Origin of the sequence: Paraburkholderia kururiensis JCM 10599 = LMG 19447, assembly GCF_003986935.1 — a bacterium.
GTDB classification, from domain to species: domain Bacteria; phylum Pseudomonadota; class Gammaproteobacteria; order Burkholderiales; family Burkholderiaceae; genus Paraburkholderia; species Paraburkholderia kururiensis.
The window spans coordinates 145,579-166,457 of record NZ_RJZE01000010.1 but is presented as its reverse complement, the minus strand read 5'-3'; the positions used below and the strand labels follow the sequence as shown (position 1 = coordinate 166,457).

Below are 20,879 nucleotides of genomic sequence, written 5' to 3'. Positions count from 1 at the left end.
CTGACCATGCCGAAACCGAAGCGCCGCCAGCAGCAAACCGGGAGCGAGTCCGTGAACCGAGCCGCCGAGGCTTCGGTGGACGAGGGCGGCGCATCGGCGAACGAAGACGAATCGCTCGACAGCAACGACGGCGGTCGCGATTTCGACGAGCGGGAAGCCGGTGGGGACGAAGCCGAAGAGCAGGAGGGCAGCCGGGAGGCGGCACCCGACGCCGACGACTTTCGCGCGCTCCTTCAGGCCGAACTGACGGCCGACACCATCCAGCATTATCTGAATCGCATCAGCGTGAAGCCGCTCCTCACCGTGGAGGAGGAGCAGCGCTACTCGCGGCTCGCGAAGGCCGGCGAGTTCGAGGCGCGGCAGGTCATGATCGAGCGCAATCTGCGGCTCGTCGTGAGCATCGCGAAGGGTTACCTGAATCGCGGCGTGCCGCTGCTCGATCTGATCGAGGAGGGCAACCTGGGCCTCATGCACGCCATCGAGAAATTCGATCCGGCACGCGGGTTCCGCTTCTCGACGTATGCCACCTGGTGGATCCGCCAGAGCATCGAGCGCGCCATCATGAACCAGGCGCGCACCGTGCGGCTGCCCGTGCACGTCATCCGCGAGCTGAACCAGGTGCTGCGCGCGAAGCGCCACCTCGAAAAGAATTCGCTCAATTCGGGCGAAGCCGCCGAGCGGCGCGACGCCAGCATCGACGACATCGCTTATCTCACCGGCAAGACCACCGAGGAAGTCACGGACATCCTCGCGCTCAACGAGCATACGGCCTCGCTCGACGCGCCGCTCGACCTCGACCCGGCAAGCAGCCTGCTTGACCTTTTGTCCGACGACCAGAGCCAGTCGCCCGATGCCGAAGTCCAGCACCGCGAACTCGAAACGCTCACGCGCGCCTGGCTTGCGCGCCTCTCGGACAAGCACCGCCACGTGATCGAGCGCCGTTTCGGCCTCAACCACATCGAACCGGCCACCCTCGAAGAACTCGCCGACGAAATGGGCCTCACGCGCGAACGCGTGCGGCAGATCCAGCAGGAGGCACTCGTGCGGCTCAAACGTTTCTTCGCCTCCAATGGCGTGCGCAAGGACGCCGTTCTGTAACTGATGACACCCATCCTCGTATTCGACATCGAGACGATTCCCGATGTCGCCGGTATTCGACGCCTCGACGATCTTCCCGCCACGCTGACCGACGCCGAAGTGGCGGAGCACGCCTTCGCGGCTCGCCGCGAAAAGACCGGCAGCGATTTCCTGCCGCACCATCTGCAGCGCGTCGCCGCGATCTCGTGCGTGTTTCGCGACAGCGGCGGATTTCGCGTGCGCTCGCTCGGCACGCTCGCGGACGGCGAGGGGGCGCTGATCCAGTCGTTCTACCGCACCATCGAAAAGTACACGCCGCAGCTCGTGTCCTGGAACGGCGGCGGCTTCGACCTGCCGGTCCTCCACTATCGGGCACTCGTGCACGGCATTCGCGCGTCGCGCTACTGGGATCTTGGCGAGGACGATCGCGAGTTCAAGTGGAACAACTACATCAGCCGCTACCACTCGCGCCACACCGACCTGATGGACCTGCTCGCGATGTACCAGGCGCGCGCGAATGCGCCGCTCGACGCACTCGCGAAGCTGTGCGGTTTTCCCGGCAAGCTCGGCATGGACGGCGGCCAGGTATGGCAGGCGTTCCAGGAGGGGCGGATCGAGGAAATCCGCAATTACTGCGAGACGGACGTCGTCAATACCTACCTGCTGTATTGCCGCTTCCAGTTGATGCGCGGCGGCCTCTCCGCCGACGAATACGCGGACGAGATCGCGCTCGTGAAGAATTCGCTCGCGCAGGAATCGGCCGCGCACTGGGCCGAATACCTCGCGGCGTTCGACCAGTGATGCGCCATCGGTGAACGGTCCGCTGCGCTTTGCGCCGTCCCCTTAAGCGCACCTGCTTCAGTCCCGTCAATCCATTTCCAGCACGACCGGCTGATGGTCGGACGCGCGCGTCGCGCCGTCGATTTCGCAGCGCCTCAGCCGGTCACGCAGATCTTCCGTGACGAATACGAAGTCGCAGGCAATCGGCCCATCGCTCCACTGCGCCTTGTCGTAAACGCCGGCCGTGGGCGGCGGCGTCAGGCCCGGATGCAGCGTGGTCCACGCGTCGATGAAGGATGGGCTGCCCGCCAGCGGCGCGAGCATGCGCTGATACGCCTCGCTGCCGAAATCGCTGTTGAAGTCGCCGCAGATAACTGCGCTCGCGGGCCGGCTGGTGGGCGCGAAGGGTCCCTCGGCATTTTCGGCGGGAGCGGGATGGGCCGCGTGGCCCGCGGCCTCCAGTTGCAGACTCCGCAGCTCGTCGACCTGCGCCACGCGCTGCTGCATCGAATAGAACTCCAGATGCGTAACGAGCACGCGCACCGGGCCAAGATCCGGCGTGCGGATGATGGCCTCCAGCGCGACGCGCTGCATGGACGGCGCAGCTGGGTCGGGAGGCCAGGGCAGCGAATGGCGGATCACGTGCTCGACCGGCAGCCGCGTGGCAATGGCGTTGCCGAATTGCCGCCGGCGCGGGTGGGCCGCGGCGGAGCCCAGGTCAGCGACAGAACCCGAACTGCCGGAGCCGGCCGGCAACGCCGGAAGATCCGCGCCGATCGCATCGAGCACCGTGAAGCCCGGGAGCAACGCAGCGAGTTCGGCGAACTGGTCGTCGCCGGGATGGCCGGGCAGCGCGCCGAAGCCGCGCGTCACCTCCTGCATGCAGAACACGTCGAAGTCCACGAGGCGCCGTGCCTCGGCCACGGTCCGCGCGAGGTCGACCTTGCCGTCGGCGTCGCGTCCCCATTGGACATTCCAGCTGATCAGTCGCATCGTCATCTCCCGGTACGGTTCGTTGGGCTGCCGCGCTGCAGACGGATCGGGACTGCGCGGGCGCGCCGTCCACATCGTCTACAATCTCGCCTTTGCCGCGCTGTTGTCCGTTTTCACCGGCTGGCGTGCCAGCCATTGTCTGCCAGGAATTCGCAGGTGTCCCAAGCTGCTTCCACCCGTCGCTCCAGAAAAGAAAAGACCGCCGCCGGTGGCGCCCAGGGCGCGTCGCCGCAAACCGCGTTTCAGGCGCCGACCCTCGAAATCGAGTCGCTCGACATGGAGGCGCGCGGCGTTGGCCGCACCGTGACCGACGACGGCCAGCCCGGCAAGGTGATCTTCGTCGAAGGCGCGCTGCCGGGCGAGCGCGTCACGTACTCCAGTTATCGCAAAAAACCGAGCTTCGAGCAGGCCCAGGTGGTCGACGTGCTGCGCGAAAGCGTGACGCGCACCGTGCCGCAGTGCAAATTCTTCGGCACCTGTGGCGGCTGTTCGATGCAGCATCTCGACGTGCGGGCACAGATCGCCGTGAAGCAGCGGGTGCTTGAAGACAACCTTCAGCATCTCGCGAAGCTGCGCGCCGAAACCATGTTCCGGCCCATCCACGGCCCGTCGTGGGGCTACCGCTATCGCGCGCGGCTCACCGTGCGCAACGTGCCGAAGAAGGGCGGCGTGCTGGTGGGTTTTCACGAGCGCAAGAGCAGCTATGTTGCCGACATGACGAGCTGCGAAGTGCTGCCGCCTCACGTCTCAGCAATGCTCGTGCCGCTGCGGCACCTTGTGGAGGGGCTGTCGATCAAGGAACGCATGCCGCAGATCGAACTCGCGGTGGGTTCCAGTGTGACGGCGCTGGTGCTGCGCATTCTCGAGCCGATCAACGCCGCCGACGAGGCGCTGCTGCGCGTGTTTGCCGACGAGCACAACGTACAGTTCTGGCTGCAGCCGAAAGGACCGGACACCGTTTTCCCGTTCTATCCGCTCGATGCGCAGCTCGATTACACGCTGCCGGAGTTCGGCATCCGCATGCCGTTCAAGCCGACCGATTTCACGCAGGTGAATCACCAGATCAACCGTGTGCTGGTGGGCCGTGCGTTGCGGCTGTTGGCGCCCGCTGCAAGCGACAGGGTGCTCGATCTCTTCTGCGGCATCGGCAACTTCACGCTGCCGCTCGCGCGACTCGCGCGCGAGGTGGTGGGTATCGAAGGCAGCGAGGCGCTGACCACGCGTGCGCTTGCCAACGCGAAAGAGAACGGTGTGGACGGGCACACGTCGTTCGCGTGCCGCAACCTGTTCGAGGTGAGCGCCGACGACATGCGCGCGCTGGGACATTTCGACAAGTTCCTCGTCGATCCGCCGCGCGAAGGGGCGCTTGCGGTGTCCAAGGCGCTCGCGGAGATCGCGCAGTCGGGCGACGGTCCGCTGCCGTCGCGCATCGTCTACGTGTCGTGCAATCCCGCCACGCTCGCGCGCGACGCGGGTCTGCTCGTGCACGAAGCCGGCTACCGGCTCAAGGGCGCGGGCGTGGTGAACATGTTCCCGCATACGTCGCACGTCGAGTCGATCGCGCTGTTCGAGCGGGACTGAAGGGGATTAAGCGGGCGGTCGTGCTTGCGGTCCGCCGCAAGCACGACCCGGGCAGTAAAGAAAAACGCCACGGCGCAATGCCGTGGCGTTTTTGTTTTGAGAACAGCGATGCGGTCAGATCAGAACTGCCACCAGGATTTCGCCTTGGTGGGTCGCGCGTGTCCGGTGACGTACGGGCTGTCCGGGAACGTGGCGGCCAAGACGCGCTTCGTATCGTCTGCGAGCTGCGGCTCGTTGAGCTTCTGATACGACAGCATCATGATGTGCAGCGCGTCTTCGATAGCGGGCGCGTTGCGATACTCCTTGATCGCCAGCTGCGCGCGGTTGATGGCGGCCACATAGGCGCCGCGCCGATAGTAGTAGTCGGCGGCGTGCACTTCGTGCGAGGCGAGCGCGTTCACGATGTAGCGCATGCGCTGCGCCGCATCCGGTGCGTACTTGCTGTTCGGGTAGCGGTCCACCACGGCCTTGAACGCGTCATACGACTCGCGCAGCGACTTCGGATCGCGCTCGCTCATGTCCTGGCCGGAGAAGCGGCCGAACAGACCGAGGTCGTCGTTGAAGTGGATCATGCCCTTCAGGTAGTACGCGTAGGCGATGTCGGGGTGGTCCGGATGCAGCCGGATGAAGCGGTCGACGGCGTCGTCGGCGGCGGCCGTTTCGCCGTCCTTCCAGTTGCAGTACGCCACATTGATCTGCGCCTGCTGGGCGAAGTGGCCGAACGGGTCGCGACCTTCAAGCAGTTCGAAGTACTTCGCGCACTTGCCCCAGTCGCTGCCGGAGAGCGCGTCCTGGGCCTCCATATATAATTTGTTGTTCGGCCAGGCCGCTGTCTCGTCGGTTTTTTCCGGCAGACCATGGCAGGCTGCCACGATGGCCAGCGCCGCGGCGCAAACCGCGTACTTCACGATGCCGCGAGCCGTGCGCGAGGCCGCCAGGACCGTTCCTTCGGCCGCTTCCTGCGCTTCATGTTGGGCCCCGCAATGTGCCGCGAGTCGCGCCGTTTGCCTGGTAGTGACCCGTGCGGCGCGTGGGCCGGATGGAGTAGTGGTGTTCAAGGCTCGCATTTTCCAGTTCAGCTTCAGGTCCAGTCGACCCAACTCAATGACCCGTTCAGATCCTCGGGACGCCGCAGCAGCCGGCGCCAAAAACAGCAGCGATTATAGCCTGGGCGGCTCGCCCGACGACGCAGTTGCAGGCGAGCCGCTCGACGACGAACTGGAGAGCGACGAACTCGCGCTTTCCGGCCGCGAAGCGGACGTCGGCGCCGAGGTCCCACAACGCGACGCGGCCGCGCCGCGCGTGGCCGAGGTGCCGCCTCAACTGGCCGGCGAGCGACTCGACAAGGTGGTCGCCAAAGTCTTCCCGGAATTTTCGCGCAGCCGCCTGCAGGCGTGGATCGAGGCGCAGCGTGTGCGCGTGAACGGAGCGCCCGCGAAGATCCGCCAGCCGGTGCCGCTTGGCGCGACGATCGAACTCGTGCCCGACCTCTTGCCCGAGCAACTGGCGTTCACGCCGGAGCCGGTGCCGCTCGAGATCGTCTATGAGGACGACACGCTCGTCGTGATCGACAAGCCGGCCGGGCTCGTCGTGCATCCCGCCGCGGGCAACTGGAGCGGCACGGTGCTCAACGGCCTGCTGCATCGCTATGGCGAAGCGGCGGCGGGGCTGCCACGAGCGGGCATCGTACATCGGCTCGACAAGGAAACATCGGGCCTGATGGTCGTGGCGCGCACGCTCGAGGCGCAGACCGATCTCGTGCGCCAGTTGCAGGCGCGCACAGTGAAGCGCCGTTATCTCGCGCTCGTGTGGGGCAACATGCCCGAGGAAGGCGCCATCGACGCGCCCATTGGACGCGATCCGCGCGAACGCACGCGCATGGCGGTCGTGGCGGGGGCTTCGGGCAAGCCGGCGCGCACGCATTTTCGGCTGGTCGACTCGACGGTCTGGCAGGGTCAGCCCGTCAGCGCGATTCACTGCGATCTGGAGACGGGCCGCACGCACCAGATTCGCGTGCATTGCGCGCACGTCGGTCATCCGCTGCTGGGCGATCCCGTGTACGGACGCGCGCGCGGCAAGCGTTCCGTCACGCCGTTGCCTGGTGGTTTCGCTCGCCAGGCGCTGCACGCGTGGCAGCTCGGTCTCGTGCATCCGCGTACCGGCCGGCCCATGCGCTGGCGCGCCGAGGTGCCGCAAGACATGCAGGAACTGATCGCAGCGCTCGGCTTCGGCGCCGAGGACGCAGCTCACGGTTTTGCGGAAGAAGACCTGTACGAAGACGATTCGTACGAACAAGACGCGGACGAAGACACGTACGCAGACGAACCCTATGACGATACCGACGAAGACGGCTACGATCCGTCTTCCGACGAAGACAAGGACCCTCGCGCATGACCGTGCCTGATCTGACACTCGCCGACGTGCTCCAACCCGGCTGGACCGTCTCGTCACGCGTGCGCGCATGCGTGACGACACGCAACGGCGGTGTGAGCGAGCCGCCCTACGGCCGCTGGCGCGATGGCGCCGACGGGCCCGGCGGCCTGAACCTCGGCACACATACCGGCGACGATCTCGCGCACGTCGAGGTCAACCGCGCGCGTCTCGTCGCGCTCGCTGGCGCGCGGCCCGCATGGCTCGAACAGATACACGGCAGCGAGGTGGTGCAGGCGGAAGACGCGCTCTCCGCGCTGGACACGGACGGTACGCCGCTGCGCGCCGATGCGAGCGTGACCACCAGGGCAGGCGTGGCCTGCGTGGTGATGGTTGCCGATTGCATGCCGGTGCTGATCTGCGACCCGGCGGGACGTGCCGTGGGTGCCGCGCATGCGGGCTGGCGTGGGCTTGCTGCGGGCGTGATCGAAAAGACCGCTGCACGCGTGGCCGCGCAGGCCGGTTGTGCGGTCGAGTCGCTTCAGGTTTATCTCGGCCCCGCCATTGGTCCGGCCGCGTTCGAAGTCGGCGCAGACGTGCGTGACGTCTTCATGAACAGCTTGCCCGATGTGGACGAGTCGCGACAGGCGAGAGCGTCGTCTGCCATCGCAGCCGGAACGGCGAGTGCGTTCGTCGCGCATCCGCATACGCGCGACAAATATCTGGCCAACCTGCCGGCGCTCGCGCGTTTGCGCCTGAATGCAATCGGCATTGAATCGATTGCAGGCGGCGACCACTGCACAGTCACCGATCGCGAGCACTTCTATTCTTACCGGCGCGATCGCGTGACGGGACGCATGGCGGCCATGATCTGGCTCAACGATTGAAGGGTGACATGCGGGGTGACGTGCGGCATGACCGTGCGATCAATTCGCCGCCGCGCGAGCAAATGCGGGACGTGCGGATGAATGGATACTGCGGGAGTCATTGACGTATCGCGGCTGCAATCACGTATGGCGGCTGCAATCGCACGACGAATGCACGACGAATGCACAAGGCGCGAGCGAACCGGTTACGCTCATGCCGCATGTCGAATGCAGCATCTGCGCAGAAGCCGTCGCACGCCATGTTCTGCGCGGCACCGCACATATCGGCATGTTCGCGACATCCTGTCTCAGCGCGGCAGTCGCAAGAGGCCGCCCCGCATGGCTTCGCCGTCCCTTTGCCGTCCCATTACGCATCGTGCGCGTGCGCGAATTGCTGCGCAGCATAACGGATGGGGGAAAACGATAATAAAAAAAATATCGCACTGCGGCAAAATCGGGACCAAGCATTGACATGGCTTTTGGTGGGGAGCAAGAATGTTTCCCATCCACGGGACAGGGCGTCGAGGTCGCGAGCAATCGGCCCGTGCGCATGCAACCTGCCTCTCAACCCGTCCTTCGGGGCACACCGGTCAACAGCAGGTATGGCTGCATCACGAGATTCCTCCGCTTCCTCGCGTAACAACGCTTCGGCGCACAGCACGCAGCAAACCTCGCCGGACGCTGCCGGCATGCAGCAGATGTTCGATGCCTGGCTCAATGCCTGGCGTTCGCTCGCGAATGCTGCCACTCAACAGGTGCAGGAAGGCGCCGCGGTTGCGGCGAATGCGGCACGCCATGGCGCCGCCGGTGCCCATGGTGCCAACGGTGCCGGTAAGAACGAAAGCGCAGGTGCGGCGTCCGCGTGGCCCTGGTGGCCGCTCGGCGCACCGGGCGCGGCTGGGGCATTCAACGCGGGCGCTATGCCTTCGATGCCGGCCATGCCGCCGATGCCCGACTTCACCAAGGCTGCCGCATCGTTCGCGTCCTCGCCGTTCTCCGCATTGCAGGCGTTGAAACTGCCCACGGCATCCATTGCGCCTGAGCGCTTGCAGTCGCTCCAATCCGACTATTCGCGCGAGGCGATGCAACTGCTGCAACAGGCAGCCGACACCGCCCAGACCCCGCCCGAACTCAAAGACCGCCGCTTCTCGGCCGACGCATGGAAGACGACGCCGGCCTATGCATTCACGGCCGCGTGGTATCTGCTCAACGCACGCTATCTGCATGAGCTGGTTGATGCGCTTCAGACCGACGCGAAGACGCGCGAGCGCATTCGCTTCGCCGTGCAGCAATGGACCGCCGCCGCTTCGCCCAGCAACTTCCTCGCACTCAATCCCGAAGCGCAAAAGACGCTGCTCGAGAGTCACGGCGAGAGCTTGCGTCAGGGCGTCATGAATCTGCTCGCCGACCTGCAGCGCGGCAAGATTTCGCAGACCGACGAGTCGCGCTTCGTGGTCGGCAAGAATCTTGCGAATACGGAAGGCTCGGTCGTATTCGAGAACGACCTGATGCAGCTGATCCAGTACAAGCCGCGTACGTCGTCGGTGCGCGAGCGGCCGCTGCTCATCGTGCCGCCGTGTATCAACAAGTTCTACATTCTCGATCTGCAGCCCGAGAATTCGCTCGTCGCGTACGCGCTGGAGTCGGGCCACCAGGTCTATCTGGTTTCGTGGCGCAATGCGGACGCGTCGATTGCGCACAAGAGCTGGGACCACTACGTGGAAGAGGGGGTGCTCACCGCGATCGAAACGGTGCGCAGCATCAGCGGACGCGAGCAGATCAATACGCTTGGCTTCTGCGTGGGCGGCACGTTGCTCGCTGCGGCGCTCGCCGTGGCCGCTGCGCGCGGCGAACATCCGGCCGCCTCGATGACGCTGCTCACCGCGATGCTCGACTTCTCGGACACCGGCGTGCTCGACGTGTTCGTCGACGAGGCGCACGTGCAGATGCGCGAGCAGACCATCGGCGGCAAGGACGGCGCGATGCCGGGCCTGATGCGCGGCGTCGAATTCGCGAACACGTTCTCGTTCCTGCGTCCGAACGATCTCGTATGGAACTACGTGGTCGACAACTATCTCAAAGGGCGCACCCCGGCACCGTTCGACCTGCTGTACTGGAACAGCGATTCGACCAACCTGCCGGGCCCGATGTACGTGTGGTACCTGCGCAATACGTATCTCGAGAACCGGCTGCGCGAGCCGGGCGCGCTCACCGTCTGCGGCGAGCCGGTCGACCTCTCGCGCATCGACGTGCCCACTTTCATCTACGGTTCGCGCGAAGATCACATCGTGCCCTGGCGCACGGCGTACGCCTCGGTGCCGCTCCTTACGGGGCCGCTGCGATTCGTGCTCGGTGCGTCGGGCCACATTGCGGGCGTGATCAATCCGCCTTCGAAAAACAAGCGCAGTTATTGGACTGTGCGCGGGACTGTGCGCGGCGACGGCAAGCATCTGCCGGAAGACGCCGACGCATGGTTCGAGGCGGCGGAGGAAGTGCCCGGCAGCTGGTGGTCCGAATGGGTGAGTTGGCTCGACCAGTACGCGGGACGCAAGATCAAGGCGCGCACGCAGCCCGGCTCGGCGGAGTTTCCCGAGATCGAGCCGGCGCCAGGACGCTACGTGCTGCAGCGCGACTGAAGCGCACGGCGTATCGGCCATTCGCCTGGCCGGACGGATTTTTAACTCAAAGGGCTCGCGCCGCCCGGCGCACTGATGCCCGAAGGAACCTGAAATGACTGATGTCGTGATCGTATCGGCCGCCCGCACTGCCGTGGGCAAATTCGGTGGCACGCTCGCGAAGATCGCGGCGCCCGAACTCGGCTCGAAGGTGATCGTCGCGGCGCTCGAGCGCGCGGGCGTGAAGCCCGAGCAGGTGAGCGAAGTGATCATGGGCCAGGTGCTCGCAGCGGGCAGCGGCCAGAACCCGGCTCGCCAGTCGTCGATCAAGGCGGGCCTGCCCACGGCGGTGCCGGCCATGACCATCAACAAGGTGTGCGGCTCGGGCCTGAAGGCCGTGATGCTGGCGGCCAACGCGATCATCGCGGGCGACGCCGAGATCGTCGTGGCAGGCGGCCAGGAGAACATGAGCGCGGCGCCCCACGTGCTGCCGGGCTCGCGCGACGGCTTTCGCATGGGCGACGCGAAGCTCGTCGACACCATGATCGTGGACGGCCTGTGGGACGTCTACAACCAGTACCACATGGGTGTGACGGCCGAAAACGTCGCGAAGGAATACAACATCACGCGCGAAGAGCAGGACGCGTTCGCGGCGCTCTCGCAGAACAAGGCCGAAGCCGCGCAAAAGGCCGGCCGCTTCGACGACGAGATCGTGCCCGTCGAGATCCCGCAACGCAAGGGCGAACCGCTGCGCTTTGCCACCGACGAGTTCGTGCGCCACGGCGTGACCGCCGAATCGCTGGCAGGTCTCAAGCCCGCATTCAGCAAGGAAGGCACGGTGACGGCTGCGAACGCCTCGGGCATCAACGACGGCGCCGCGGCGGTCGTGGTGATGTCGGCGAAGAAGGCCGAAGCGCTGGGCCTCACGCCGCTCGCACGCATCAAGGCGTATGCGAATGCGGGCGTCGACCCGAAGGTGATGGGCATGGGCCCCGTGCCGGCCTCGCGCCGCTGTCTCGAACGCGCAGGCTGGTCGGTGCAGGACCTCGACCTCATGGAGATCAACGAAGCGTTCGCTGCGCAGGCGCTCGCCGTGCATAAGCAAATGGGCTGGGATACGTCGAAGGTGAACGTGAACGGCGGCGCCATCGCGATCGGTCACCCGATCGGCGCGTCGGGCTGCCGGATTCTCGTCACGTTGCTGCACGAAATGCAGAAGCGCGACGCGAAGCGCGGCCTCGCCTCGCTGTGCATCGGCGGCGGCATGGGCGTCGCGCTGGCTGTCGAGCGCGTGTAATGCCGCATTGATTCACCGGCGCTACGCCGCCCGCCGCGCACGGTGCGGCGGCGTGGCGGGCAGCAGTAGGCAGCAGCGGGTAGGAGCCGGTAGGCGCAGCATCCGAGGTCAGCAGGAGGAGCGGTAGAGGGGCGAGGCATGGGGCCGCCAGTCGGTGCCCCGAAAACGATAACGGAGCGTGGTTTATGTCACAACGAATTGCATATGTAACGGGCGGCATGGGCGGCATTGGCACGAGCATCTGCCAGCGCCTGCACAAGCAGGGTTTCAGGGTGATTGCCGGATGCGGTCCGAAGTCGCCGCGCCGCGTGAAATGGCTCGAAGACCAGAAGGCGCTCGGCTACGATTTCGTCGCGTCGGAAGGTAACGTTGGGGACTGGGAGTCCACGCGCGAAGCGTTCGACAAGGTGAAGGCCGAAGTGGGCGAGGTCGACGTACTCGTCAACAATGCGGGCATCACGCGTGACGTCGTGTTCCGCAAGATGACGCACGAAGACTGGACGGCGGTGATCGACACCAACCTCACGAGTCTCTTCAACGTGACCAAGCAGGTGATCGACGGCATGGTGGAGCGCGGCTGGGGACGCATCATCAATATCTCGTCGGTCAACGGGCAGAAGGGGCAGTTCGGCCAGACCAACTATTCCACCGCGAAGGCCGGCATTCACGGCTTCACGATGGCGCTTGCCCAGGAAGTGGCGACCAAGGGCGTGACCGTCAATACCGTGTCGCCGGGCTACATCGGCACCGACATGGTCAAGTCGATCCGTCCCGACGTGCTGGAGAAGATCGTCGCCACGATTCCGGTGCGCCGTCTCGGCTCGCCGGACGAGATTGCATCGATCGTCGGGTGGCTGGCGTCGGACGAGTCGGGCTTTGCGACCGGCGCGGACTTCTCGCTGAACGGCGGTCTGCACATGGGCTGATCCTGCCGGCGCCCGGTGCTGCAAGGGCGCCCACGGATCAGAAGAAGGTTGGCGGCGCGATGTTCGCGCACGGATGGCCGTGCGCCGGGCGGGCGCCGTTTCTGCGCTGTTACGCGCGAAAGGGCGATACATGACGACTACAAAGAAGAGCGCCGAACGACTGATCAAGAAGTATCCCAACCGTCGGCTGTATGACACTGAAACGAGCACGTACATCACGCTGACCGACGTCAAGCAGCTCGTGCTCGACCAGGAGGATTTCAAGGTCATCGACGCGAAGACGAATGAGGACCTGACGCGCAGCATCCTGCTGCAGATCATCCTCGAGGAGGAGAGCGGCGGGCTGCCGATGTTCTCGTCGTCCATGCTCTCGCAGATCATCCGTTTTTACGGCCACGCGATGCAGGGCATGATGGGCACGTACCTGGAGAAGAACATTCAGGCGTTCATCGACATCCAGAACAAGCTCGCCGACCAGTCGAAGAACCTGTACGAAGGCAACGCGATGAACCCGGAGGTCTGGTCCCAGTTCATGAACATGCAGGCGCCGATGATGCAGGGCATGATGACGAGCTACATCGAGCAGTCGAAGAACATGTTCGTGCAGATGCAGGAGCAGATGCAGAACCAGGCGAAGACCATGTTCAGCAGCTTCCCGTTCAAGCAGCCGGGGGGCGCCCCGGGCGCGGGCGGCAGCAGCGGTTCCGCTTCGCCTTCGGCCGGAACGGCGCGCGGCGAACCGAATCCGGATAAGGAACCGGAGAGCAAGTAAAGGTGAACCGCGGCGAACCGCGGCAAACATGGCGGCTTTCGGTCTGAAGGCAGACCGAAAGCCGCGACACATAGCCGTGAGCCGCTGCGTTGCGCCGGGGCAAGCGTGGCCCGCGCAACGCAGTCGATTCCGTTGCGACCGAACCGGCGGGCGCTGCTACACAAGGCGCGCCCAGCGCCCCCTCGCACCGAACCAGCCGGGCGCCTCCCACAGCCCCGCGCGGTACAATACGGGGTTACGCGCCGGCGCCCGCCGCGCGCGAGGAACTCCGCGAGGCGGCGCACGCGTGACCGTGTGCCACTGTCTCGCCGCCATTGTCGTCATTGCGTCGGACCTCTCTTATGCCGCCCAGCCTTTCCCCCGCTTCATCCAGCGATTCCGCCCAGCCCGCCGTGCCCAAAGTAGGCTTCGTCAGCCTGGGGTGCCCCAAGGCCCTCGTCGATTCCGAGCAGATCATCACCCAGCTGCGTGCCGAAGGGTACGAGATTTCGGGCACCTACGACGGCGCCGATCTCGTCGTCGTCAACACCTGCGGCTTCATTGACGAGGCGGTGCAGGAAAGCCTCGACGCCATCGGCGAAGCGCTCACCGAAAACGGCAAGGTGATCGTGACCGGGTGCCTGGGCGCAAAGAAGAGCGCGAGCGGCACGGGTCTCATCGAGGAAGTGCATCCGAAGGTGCTGGCCGTGACGGGGCCGCATGCCGTGGGCGAGGTGATGCAGGCCGTGCACAGCCATTTGCCCAAGCCGCACGACCCGTTCGTCGATCTCGTGCCGGCCGCGGGCGTCAAGCTCACGCCGCGCCACTACGCCTATCTCAAGATCTCCGAAGGCTGCAATCATCGCTGCACCTTCTGCATCATTCCGTCGATGCGCGGCGACCTCGTCTCGCGCCCCGTCGCGGAAGTCATGCTCGAAGCCGAGAATCTGTTCCGCTCCGGTGTGAAGGAACTGCTCGTCATCTCGCAGGACACGAGCGCCTACGGCGTGGACGTGAAGTACCGCACGGGCTTCTGGAACGGCCGGCCGCTCAAGACGCGCATGACCGAGCTGGTGGGCGCGCTCGGCGAACTGGCCGCGCAGTACGGCGCGTGGGTGCGGCTGCACTATGTCTACCCGTATCCGCACGTCGACGAAATCATTCCGATGATGGCCGAAGGGCCGCTCAAGGGCCACGTGCTGCCGTATCTCGACGTGCCGTTCCAGCACGCGCACCCCGAGGTGTTGAAGCGCATGAAGCGGCCCGCCAACGCCGAAAAGACGCTCGAGCGCGTGCAGGCCTGGCGCAAGGTGTGCCCGGAGCTCACCGTCCGCAGCACGTTCATCGCGGGCTTTCCCGGTGAGACCGAGGAGCAGTTCGAAACGCTGCTCGACTTCATCCGCGAAGCCGAACTGGACCGCGTGGGCTGCTTCGCCTACTCGCCGGTGGAAGGCGCGAGCGCGAACGAGCTGGACGGCGCCTTGCCAGACGACGTGCGCGAGGCGCGCCGCGCGCGCTTCATGGAAGTGGCCGAAGCCGTGTCGGCCAGACGCATTCAGCGCAAGGTCGGCAAAACGCTGAAGGTGCTCGTCGACGAAGTGAACGCCGACGGCGGCATTGGCCGCACGGCCGCGGACGCGCCCGAGATCGACGGCGTGGTCTACGTGGCGCCGCCTTCGAAGCCCTCGAAGCGCTACAAGGTGGGCGATTTCGTTTCCGTGAAGATCACGGGCGCGGACGGCCACGACCTGTGGGGCGAGGTCTGAGCCATGGCATCCACGGGTCCGGCAGCTTCCACAGGTCACGGCACACCGCAGATCCTCGCGCTCGGCGAGGCGATGATCGAGTTCAACCAGGTGTCCCCGAACGCGCCCGAGTACCTGCAGGGTTTCGGCGGCGACACGTCGAACTTCTGCATTGCGGCCGCGCGCCAGGGCGCGGCGACGGGCTTCGTGTCCGCCGTGGGCAGCGATCATTTCGGGCGCCTGCTGCTCGATCTGTGGCAGCGCGAAGGTGTCGATACGTCGTATGTACGCACCGACGGCGGCGCCTCCACGGGCGTGTACTTCGTCTCGCACGGGCCGTCGGGCCATGAGTTCGACTATCTGCGCGCGGGTTCGGCGGCGAGCCGTTACGCGCCGCGGGACCTGCCACTGGATGCGATTGCGGCCGCCCAGGTCGTGCACCTCTCCGGCATCAGTCTCGCGATCAGCGTGTCCGCGTGCGACGCTGCGCTGGCCGCCATCGACCATGCGCGGGCGAACGGCGTGCGCGTGAGTTTCGATACGAACCTGCGGCTCAAACTCTGGCCGCTCGCGCGGGCGCGCGCCGTGATGCTCGAAGCGATCCGGCAAACGGACATCTGCCTGCCGAGCTGGGACGACGTGACCGCGCTCACCGGGCTCACGGGCCGCGACGAGATCGTGGACTTTCTGCTCGCACACGGGCCGCGCGTGGTCGCGCTCAAGCTGGGCCGGGACGGCGCGTATGTCGCGACGCCGGACGAGCGCCGCGTCGTGCCGGGCCATGTCGTGGATGCGGTGGATGCCACGGGCGCCGGCGACTGCTTCGGCGGCGCCTTCGTGGCGCGCCTCGTAGCGGGCGACGACCCGTTCGCCGCAGCGCGTTACGCGAACGTGGCGGCCGCACTCTCCACTCGGGGCTTCGGTGCCGTCGCGCCCATTCCGCTACGCGAGACGGTCGAACGCGCCCTCGCAGGCTGAGCGATACCTTCTCAACGCTTGTACATTCGCAGCACAAAAAGGGAGACAGACAATGCAACGGGAAGTCGTAGTGGCAAGCGGTGTGCGCACCGCTATCGGCGATTTTGGCGGCAGCCTCAAGGACTTTGCGCCCACCGATCTCGGCGCGCGCGTGGTGCGCGAGGTGCTCTCGCGCGCGCAGGTGTCGGGCGACGAGGTGGGCCATGTGGTGTTCGGCAACGTCGTGCACACCGAAGCGAAGGACATGTACCTCGCGCGCGTGGCCGCGCTCAACGGCGGCGTCGCGCAACACGTGCCGGCGCTCACGGTGAACCGGCTCTGCGGCTCGGGTCTGCAGGCCATCGTCTCGGCGGCTCAGAGCATCCTGCTCGGCGATGCGGACATCGCGATCGGCGGCGGCGCCGAGAGCATGAGCCGCGCGCCGTATTCGATGCCCGCGGCGCGATTCGGCCAGCGCATGGGCGACGCGCGTCTGGTCGACATGATGGTGGGCGCGCTCAACGACCCGTTCCAGTCGGTGCATATGGGCGTGACGGCGGAGAACGTGGCGCGCAGGTACGGTGTCACGCGCGAGGCGCAGGACGCGCTCGCGCTCGAATCGCACCGCCGCGCGGCACGCGCCATCGCGAACGGCTACTTCAAGGACCAGATTCTGCCCATCACGATGGCGTCGAAGAAAGGCGAGACCGTCTTCGACACCGATGAACACGTGCGCGCCGAGGCGTCGCCGGAGGACTTCACGAAGTTGAGGCCGGTGTTTGCGAAGGAAGACGGCACGGTGACGGCCGGCAACGCGTCGGGCATCAACGACGCGGCCGCGGCCGTCGTGCTGATGTCCGCCGACGTCGCGCAGCAGCGCGGCGTGAAGCCGCTCGCGCGCCTCGTCGCTTACGCGCACGCGGGCGTCGATCCCGCCTACATGGGCATCGGCCCCGTGCCGGCTTCGCGCAAGGCGCTCGAACGCGCGGGTCTCACGGTGGGCGACCTCGACGTGATCGAAGCGAACGAGGCCTTCGCGGCGCAGGCCTGCGCGGTGAGCAACGAACTCGGCTTCGATCCCGCGAAGGTGAACCCGAACGGCTCCGGCATTTCGCTGGGGCATCCCATCGGCGCGACGGGCGCGCTGATCACGGTGAAGGCGTTGTACGAGCTGCAGCGCATCGGCGGCCGCTACGCGCTCGTGACGATGTGCATCGGCGGCGGGCAGGGCATTGCCGCCGTGTTCGAACGGATCTGAATACGCGGCACGCCGGCAAGCGATGGGCAAGGCGCGGCGGCCGCAAGGAAGAGGGCTGATGGAAGGATTGCAGGCAACGAAGTTGGGCAGCATGGGAATCGCCGACCGGCTGGCGAAGTTCGCGACCGTTGCACGGAGTGCGGCGGGCGAGTGCGATGCGATGAGCGCGACCGGCTCGAAGGGAGCCGGGTCGGGCCGCGTCAGGTCTGGCCACGCCAGGGCCTTCGCATTGACCTTCGCGCTGCTCGCGGCCACCCTGAGCGCTAGCGTGCCGCTCGCCGCGCAAGCGCAAAGCGACGCCGTCAAGGAACTCGCCGCGCCGCCGCCCATCCCGTTGCCGCTCAAGCCCAGCCCGGAATTCGCGAAGTTCCCGCGCTACACGGGCACGCTCGGCAAGCGTGCCATCGTGCTGCGGCTCGGACCGAAGACCGACGATCCTTCCGGCGTGCACGGCGAGTATCAGTTCACCGACACGGGCGAAGTCATCCTGATTGCCGGCGACCGCGAAGGCGACACGCTGGAAGTCGAGGAATCGAACGACGGCACGCACATCACCGGCAACTGGGTCGGCAAGTTCGGGCCAGACGGCGTGCTGCAAGGCGATCGCATGAACGTCGACGATTCGGACCCGCAACCGTTCGACCTGCATCCGCTGGCGGCGGGACAACCGGTGCCTGCCGGGGCCGCCCAGCCCGCGGCGCAAGTGCAGGGGCAAGGGCACGGCCCAGCCCCGGCGGCGGCTGCACCGTCCCAGCCCGCAGCGGCGCCGCCGGTGGGTGCGGCGGCGGCCTCGTCGTCGGCGCCTGCTGCCGGCGCGCATGCCGTGGGCGGCGTGAGCAATCTCACCATCGGCGATTGATCGCGCACCGATGGCCCTGGAGGGCAAGCATTGCGCGGCCGGGTACTGCGCGCGGTGCTGTCCCGCTAACAGTATCCACGTCGCGGCCGCATTGGCGGCACCTTGCACATGGCACCTTGCACATGGCACCTTGCGCACCGCGACCTCGGCTAATCTTCAGTCTACGCAGCGCGTGCCGGGCATCGGTCATTCAGTCCGCTCGCGCCGCTACCATCCTCATCCAATAACGTTCCCGTCGCGCTCGCTGCCATGACCCAACCGCCTTCCAGGCCGAACCGCCGCCTCCAGACCCGCATCGTGCGCGCCGAAGACCAGCTTACGCCGGGCTTCGAGTCGTTCGCCGTGCCCGTCACGAGGGCATCCACCGTCGTCTTTCCCGATCTCGCCACCTTGCGTGCGCTCGACTGGCGCAACGACGCGCAGTGGCGCTACGGCCTGCATGCCACGCCCACCTCGCTCACGCTCGCGCAGCGGCTTGCCGCGATCGAGGGCGGCAATCACGCGCTGCTCCAGCCCTCGGGGCTCTCGGCCATCTCGAACGTGTACTTCGGCATCGTGAAGGCGGGTGACGACGTGCTTATTCCCGACAACGTCTACTCGCCGAACCGCGACCACGCCGAGTGGCTCGCGCACGACTTCGGCCTCACGGCGCGCTACTACGATCCGATGATCGGCGCGGGCATTGCCGGGTTGATCCGCCCGGAAACGAAGCTCATCTGGCTGGAGGCGCCGGGCTCGGTCACGATGGAAGTGCCCGACGTGCAGGCCATCACCACCGTCGCGCGCGCACGCAACGTGATCACCGCGATCGACAACACCTGGTCGGCCGGCCTCGCGTTCCGTCCGTTCGAACACGGCGTGGACATTTCGGTGCAGGCGCTCACGAAGTACCAGTCGGGCGGCGGCGACGTGCTGATGGGCGCCACCATCACCGCGGACAAGGAACTGCACCTGAAGCTCAAGCTCGCGCGCATGCGCATGGGCATCGGCGTGTCGTCGGACGATTGCTCGCTGATCCTGCGCAGCCTGCCCAGCATGAAGGTGCGTTTCGAGCAGCACGACCGCAGCGCGCTCGCACTCGCGAAGTGGCTGAAGACGCGCCCCGAGATTGCGGCTGTGCTGCATCCCGCGCTGCCCGACTGCCCGGGTCACGAATTTTTCGCGCGCGATTTCAGCGCCGCAGGCGGCCTCTTTTCGGTGGTGTTCGACGAACGCTACACGCCCGCGCAGATCGACACGTTCTGCGAATCGCTGGAGCTGTTCTCGCTCGGCTGGAGCTGGGGCGGCGCGCACAGTCTGGCCATGCCGTACGACGTGGCGTCGATGCGCAGCGCGAGCCGCTGGCCGCATCGCGGCACGCTGGTGCGCTTCTACGTGGGACTCGAGGACGAGGCCGATCTGCAGGCCGATATCGAACGCTGTCTCGCGGCGCTCGATTAACCTGGGTCAGCTTGGGTCAGGCTGGATCAGCCTCGGCTAGCGAAGGCGTTGCGGCCTTGCTGATCGCCGCCTTATGCGGCAACGGCAACCGGCAACGCGGCCAATGTCGTGTGACGAGGTGAGTCGGGGGCGGCGAAGTCAGGCGGCGAACATGAGCCGCCACGCCGCCCGAAATGTCAGAACAGGCGCAACAGCCCGTCGAGGCCGACGAAGTTGAAGGCCACGCTGGCGGCCTCGCGCACCACGGGCTTGGCGCGGAACGCCACCGAAAGTCCGGCCGCCGCCATCATCTTGAGGTCGTTCGAGCCGTCGCCCATCGCAATGGCGCGGCGCGGGTCGATGCCCATTTCCTTGCAGGTTTCGAGCAGCGTGCGCGCCTTCACGTCGGCGTTCACGATCTCGCCCACCACCTTGCCCGTGAGCTTGCCGTCCACGATTTCGAGCGTATTGGCGCGCGTGTAGTCGAGGCCGAGCCGCCCCTTGAGCCGTTCCGTGAAGAACGTGAAGCCGCCCGACACCAGCAGCGTTTTCAGGCCCGCAGCCTTCGCGCCGGCCAGCATGCGTTCGGCGCCGGGCGAAAGGCGCAGCCGCTCTTCGTAGACGCGCCCGAGCACGTTCGCGTCGAGCCCCGCGAGCAGGGCGACGCGGCGCGTCAGACTTTCGTTGAAGTCCTGAATCTCGCCGCGCATCGCGGCTTCCGTAATCGCCGACACCTCGGCCTTCAGCCCGCAGAAATCCGCAATCTCGTCGATGCATTCGATCGTGATGAGCGTGGAGTCCATGTCCATGGTCACGAGCCCGAAGTCCGCGAGCGAGCGGCCCGGCTCCACGAAGGCGTAGTCGAGCGCGTGGGTGGTGCAATAGACATCGAGGTCGGGACGCTGCGCCGGATCGGCGTCTTCGATACGAATGGCGTGCGCGTCGATTTCGACAGCGCGGCGGCCGCGTGCCAGCGCGACGAGCGGTTTCTGGTGGGCCGGGTTGAACGGCGACGAGGCCTGGATGACGAGATTCATGGGCTATGCAACTGCGCGCGAGGCGGGATAGTCGGAGAAGAAGGGGCGCGGAAAATCCGGCTATTGTAACGGTTCGGGGCGGGCGATCCGGTGCCGTGGCAGCGGGGGCGGGTCTGCGGCTCGGGAGTCGGTGTCGTGCTGGCGTTCCTGGTCATCGGCAGCTTTTGCACGCCGTGGCGCAGGCGTTACAGGGCCAACACAGGGCCAACACAGGGCCAACCCAGGGCCAACCCAGGGCCAACCCAGGGCCAACCCAGGGCCAACCCAGGGCCAACCCAGGGCCAACCCAGGGCCAACCCAGGGCCAACGCGCCTCGCGCGGACTTGCCGCTGTTCCGCTTGAGCGAGC

At 66.4% G+C, this 20,879-nt stretch carries 17 protein-coding genes; 14 read left to right on the top strand and 3 right to left on the bottom strand.

The features are described 5' to 3' along the window. Positions 1 to 6 precede the first annotated feature (6 nt). Together rpoS and PKKP23_RS14120 are read left to right on the top strand one after the other, a co-directional pair. Positions 7 to 1,098, top strand: coding sequence for an RNA polymerase sigma factor RpoS (rpoS, locus tag PKKP23_RS14125; RefSeq protein ID WP_017773758.1), 1,092 nt, complete (start codon positions 7 to 9; stop codon positions 1,096 to 1,098). Between the two features lie 3 nt (positions 1,099 to 1,101). Further along, a complete protein-coding gene (locus tag PKKP23_RS14120) occupies positions 1,102 to 1,878 on the top strand; it encodes a 3'-5' exonuclease (protein WP_126877350.1) in 777 nt (258 codons plus the stop codon). A 66-nt stretch (positions 1,879 to 1,944) separates the two neighbouring features. On the opposite strand, the gene PKKP23_RS14115 is transcribed toward PKKP23_RS14120, so the two are convergent. After that, the gene (locus PKKP23_RS14115; RefSeq protein ID WP_126877349.1) at positions 1,945 to 2,850 is read right to left on the bottom strand and encodes an endonuclease/exonuclease/phosphatase family protein; all 906 of its coding nucleotides are present in this window, start codon (positions 2,848 to 2,850) and stop codon (positions 1,945 to 1,947) included. Positions 2,851 to 2,970: 120 nt separating this feature from the next. On the opposite strand from PKKP23_RS14115, the gene rlmD reads away from it, so the two are divergent. Then, positions 2,971 to 4,431 (top strand): 23S rRNA (uracil(1939)-C(5))-methyltransferase RlmD, encoded by a 1,461-nt coding sequence (rlmD, locus tag PKKP23_RS14110; protein ID WP_126877418.1) that lies wholly within the window; start codon positions 2,971 to 2,973, stop codon positions 4,429 to 4,431. 119 nt (positions 4,432 to 4,550) lie between these two features. On the opposite strand, the gene PKKP23_RS14105 is transcribed toward rlmD, so the two are convergent. Beyond that, a complete protein-coding gene (locus PKKP23_RS14105; RefSeq protein WP_420873225.1) occupies positions 4,551 to 5,339 on the bottom strand; it encodes an outer membrane protein assembly factor BamD in 789 nt (262 codons plus the stop codon). A gap of 196 nt (positions 5,340 to 5,535) precedes the next feature. Between PKKP23_RS14105 and PKKP23_RS14100 the strand changes: the two genes are divergently transcribed. From PKKP23_RS14100 to PKKP23_RS14050, 11 genes are all read left to right on the top strand, one after another. Then, positions 5,536 to 6,825, top strand: coding sequence for an RluA family pseudouridine synthase (locus PKKP23_RS14100; protein ID WP_126877348.1), 1,290 nt, complete (start codon positions 5,536 to 5,538; stop codon positions 6,823 to 6,825). Further along, a complete protein-coding gene (gene pgeF / locus PKKP23_RS14095; protein WP_126877347.1) occupies positions 6,822 to 7,688 on the top strand; it encodes a peptidoglycan editing factor PgeF in 867 nt (288 codons plus the stop codon). Before PKKP23_RS14100 ends, pgeF begins: the two co-directional genes overlap by 4 nt. Positions 7,689 to 8,356: 668 nt before the next feature. Continuing rightward, positions 8,357 to 10,303: a class I poly(R)-hydroxyalkanoic acid synthase gene (phaC, locus tag PKKP23_RS14090; RefSeq protein ID WP_126877416.1), complete on the top strand. Its 1,947-nt coding sequence runs from the start codon at positions 8,357 to 8,359 to the stop codon at positions 10,301 to 10,303. Positions 10,304 to 10,397: 94 nt separating this feature from the next. Next, the gene (locus PKKP23_RS14085; protein WP_126877346.1) at positions 10,398 to 11,579 is read left to right on the top strand and encodes an acetyl-CoA C-acetyltransferase; all 1,182 of its coding nucleotides are present in this window, start codon (positions 10,398 to 10,400) and stop codon (positions 11,577 to 11,579) included. Positions 11,580 to 11,764: 185 nt separating this feature from the next. Further along, entirely contained in the window at positions 11,765 to 12,505 is a 741-nt protein-coding gene (locus tag PKKP23_RS14080) for a 3-ketoacyl-ACP reductase (RefSeq protein ID WP_026121238.1), read from the top strand. Positions 12,506 to 12,635: 130 nt separating this feature from the next. Further along, positions 12,636 to 13,277: a polyhydroxyalkanoate synthesis repressor PhaR gene (gene phaR / locus PKKP23_RS14075; RefSeq protein ID WP_126877345.1), complete on the top strand. Its 642-nt coding sequence runs from the start codon at positions 12,636 to 12,638 to the stop codon at positions 13,275 to 13,277. A gap of 341 nt (positions 13,278 to 13,618) precedes the next feature. Beyond that, entirely contained in the window at positions 13,619 to 15,022 is a 1,404-nt protein-coding gene (gene rimO, locus PKKP23_RS14070; RefSeq protein ID WP_017773770.1) for a 30S ribosomal protein S12 methylthiotransferase RimO, read from the top strand. A gap of 3 nt (positions 15,023 to 15,025) precedes the next feature. Further along, positions 15,026 to 15,979, top strand: coding sequence for a sugar kinase (locus PKKP23_RS14065; RefSeq protein ID WP_126877344.1), 954 nt, complete (start codon positions 15,026 to 15,028; stop codon positions 15,977 to 15,979). 52 nt (positions 15,980 to 16,031) lie between these two features. Beyond that, a complete protein-coding gene (bktB, locus tag PKKP23_RS14060) occupies positions 16,032 to 17,216 on the top strand; it encodes a beta-ketothiolase BktB (RefSeq protein ID WP_126877343.1) in 1,185 nt (394 codons plus the stop codon). 160 nt (positions 17,217 to 17,376) lie between these two features. Beyond that, complete coding sequence (locus PKKP23_RS14055) at positions 17,377 to 18,075, top strand: hypothetical protein (protein WP_420873227.1); 699 nt, start codon at positions 17,377 to 17,379, stop codon at positions 18,073 to 18,075. Between the two features lie 249 nt (positions 18,076 to 18,324). Further along, positions 18,325 to 19,515, top strand: a complete 1,191-nt coding sequence (locus tag PKKP23_RS14050) for a cystathionine beta-lyase (RefSeq protein WP_126877342.1) — start codon at positions 18,325 to 18,327, stop codon at positions 19,513 to 19,515. 176 nt (positions 19,516 to 19,691) lie between these two features. Here PKKP23_RS14050 and serB read toward each other — a convergent pair whose 3' ends face one another. Continuing rightward, positions 19,692 to 20,531 carry a phosphoserine phosphatase SerB gene (serB, locus tag PKKP23_RS14045; RefSeq protein ID WP_017773774.1) on the bottom strand — a complete coding sequence of 280 codons (840 nt, stop codon included), beginning with the start codon at positions 20,529 to 20,531 and terminating at the stop codon, positions 19,692 to 19,694. Between the last annotated feature and the right edge of the window lie 348 nt (positions 20,532 to 20,879).

Excerpts from the sequence above, each read along its gene's own strand:
- PKKP23_RS14055 (WP_420873227.1), top strand. The coding sequence starts at position 17,377 with ATGAGCGCGACCGGCTCGAAGGGAGCCGGGTCGGGCCGCGTCAGGTCT.
- PKKP23_RS14065 (WP_126877344.1), top strand. The coding sequence starts at position 15,026 with ATGGCATCCACGGGTCCGGCAGCTTCCACAGGTCACGGCACACCGCAG.
- bktB (WP_126877343.1), top strand. The coding sequence starts at position 16,032 with ATGCAACGGGAAGTCGTAGTGGCAAGCGGTGTGCGCACCGCTATCGGC.
- pgeF (WP_126877347.1), top strand. The coding sequence starts at position 6,822 with ATGACCGTGCCTGATCTGACACTCGCCGACGTGCTCCAACCCGGCTGG.
- PKKP23_RS14050 (WP_126877342.1), top strand. The coding sequence starts at position 18,325 with ATGACCCAACCGCCTTCCAGGCCGAACCGCCGCCTCCAGACCCGCATC.
- rpoS (WP_017773758.1), top strand. The coding sequence starts at position 7 with ATGCCGAAACCGAAGCGCCGCCAGCAGCAAACCGGGAGCGAGTCCGTG.
- PKKP23_RS14120 (WP_126877350.1), top strand. The coding sequence starts at position 1,102 with ATGACACCCATCCTCGTATTCGACATCGAGACGATTCCCGATGTCGCC.
- phaC (WP_126877416.1), top strand. The coding sequence starts at position 8,357 with ATGCAGCAGATGTTCGATGCCTGGCTCAATGCCTGGCGTTCGCTCGCG.
- serB (WP_017773774.1), bottom strand. The coding sequence starts at position 20,531 with ATGAATCTCGTCATCCAGGCCTCGTCGCCGTTCAACCCGGCCCACCAG.
- rimO (WP_017773770.1), top strand. The coding sequence starts at position 13,619 with ATGCCGCCCAGCCTTTCCCCCGCTTCATCCAGCGATTCCGCCCAGCCC.
- PKKP23_RS14080 (WP_026121238.1), top strand. The coding sequence starts at position 11,765 with ATGTCACAACGAATTGCATATGTAACGGGCGGCATGGGCGGCATTGGC.
- PKKP23_RS14115 (WP_126877349.1), bottom strand. The coding sequence starts at position 2,850 with ATGCGACTGATCAGCTGGAATGTCCAATGGGGACGCGACGCCGACGGC.
- PKKP23_RS14085 (WP_126877346.1), top strand. The coding sequence starts at position 10,398 with ATGACTGATGTCGTGATCGTATCGGCCGCCCGCACTGCCGTGGGCAAA.
- PKKP23_RS14100 (WP_126877348.1), top strand. The coding sequence starts at position 5,536 with ATGACCCGTTCAGATCCTCGGGACGCCGCAGCAGCCGGCGCCAAAAAC.
- phaR (WP_126877345.1), top strand. The coding sequence starts at position 12,636 with ATGACGACTACAAAGAAGAGCGCCGAACGACTGATCAAGAAGTATCCC.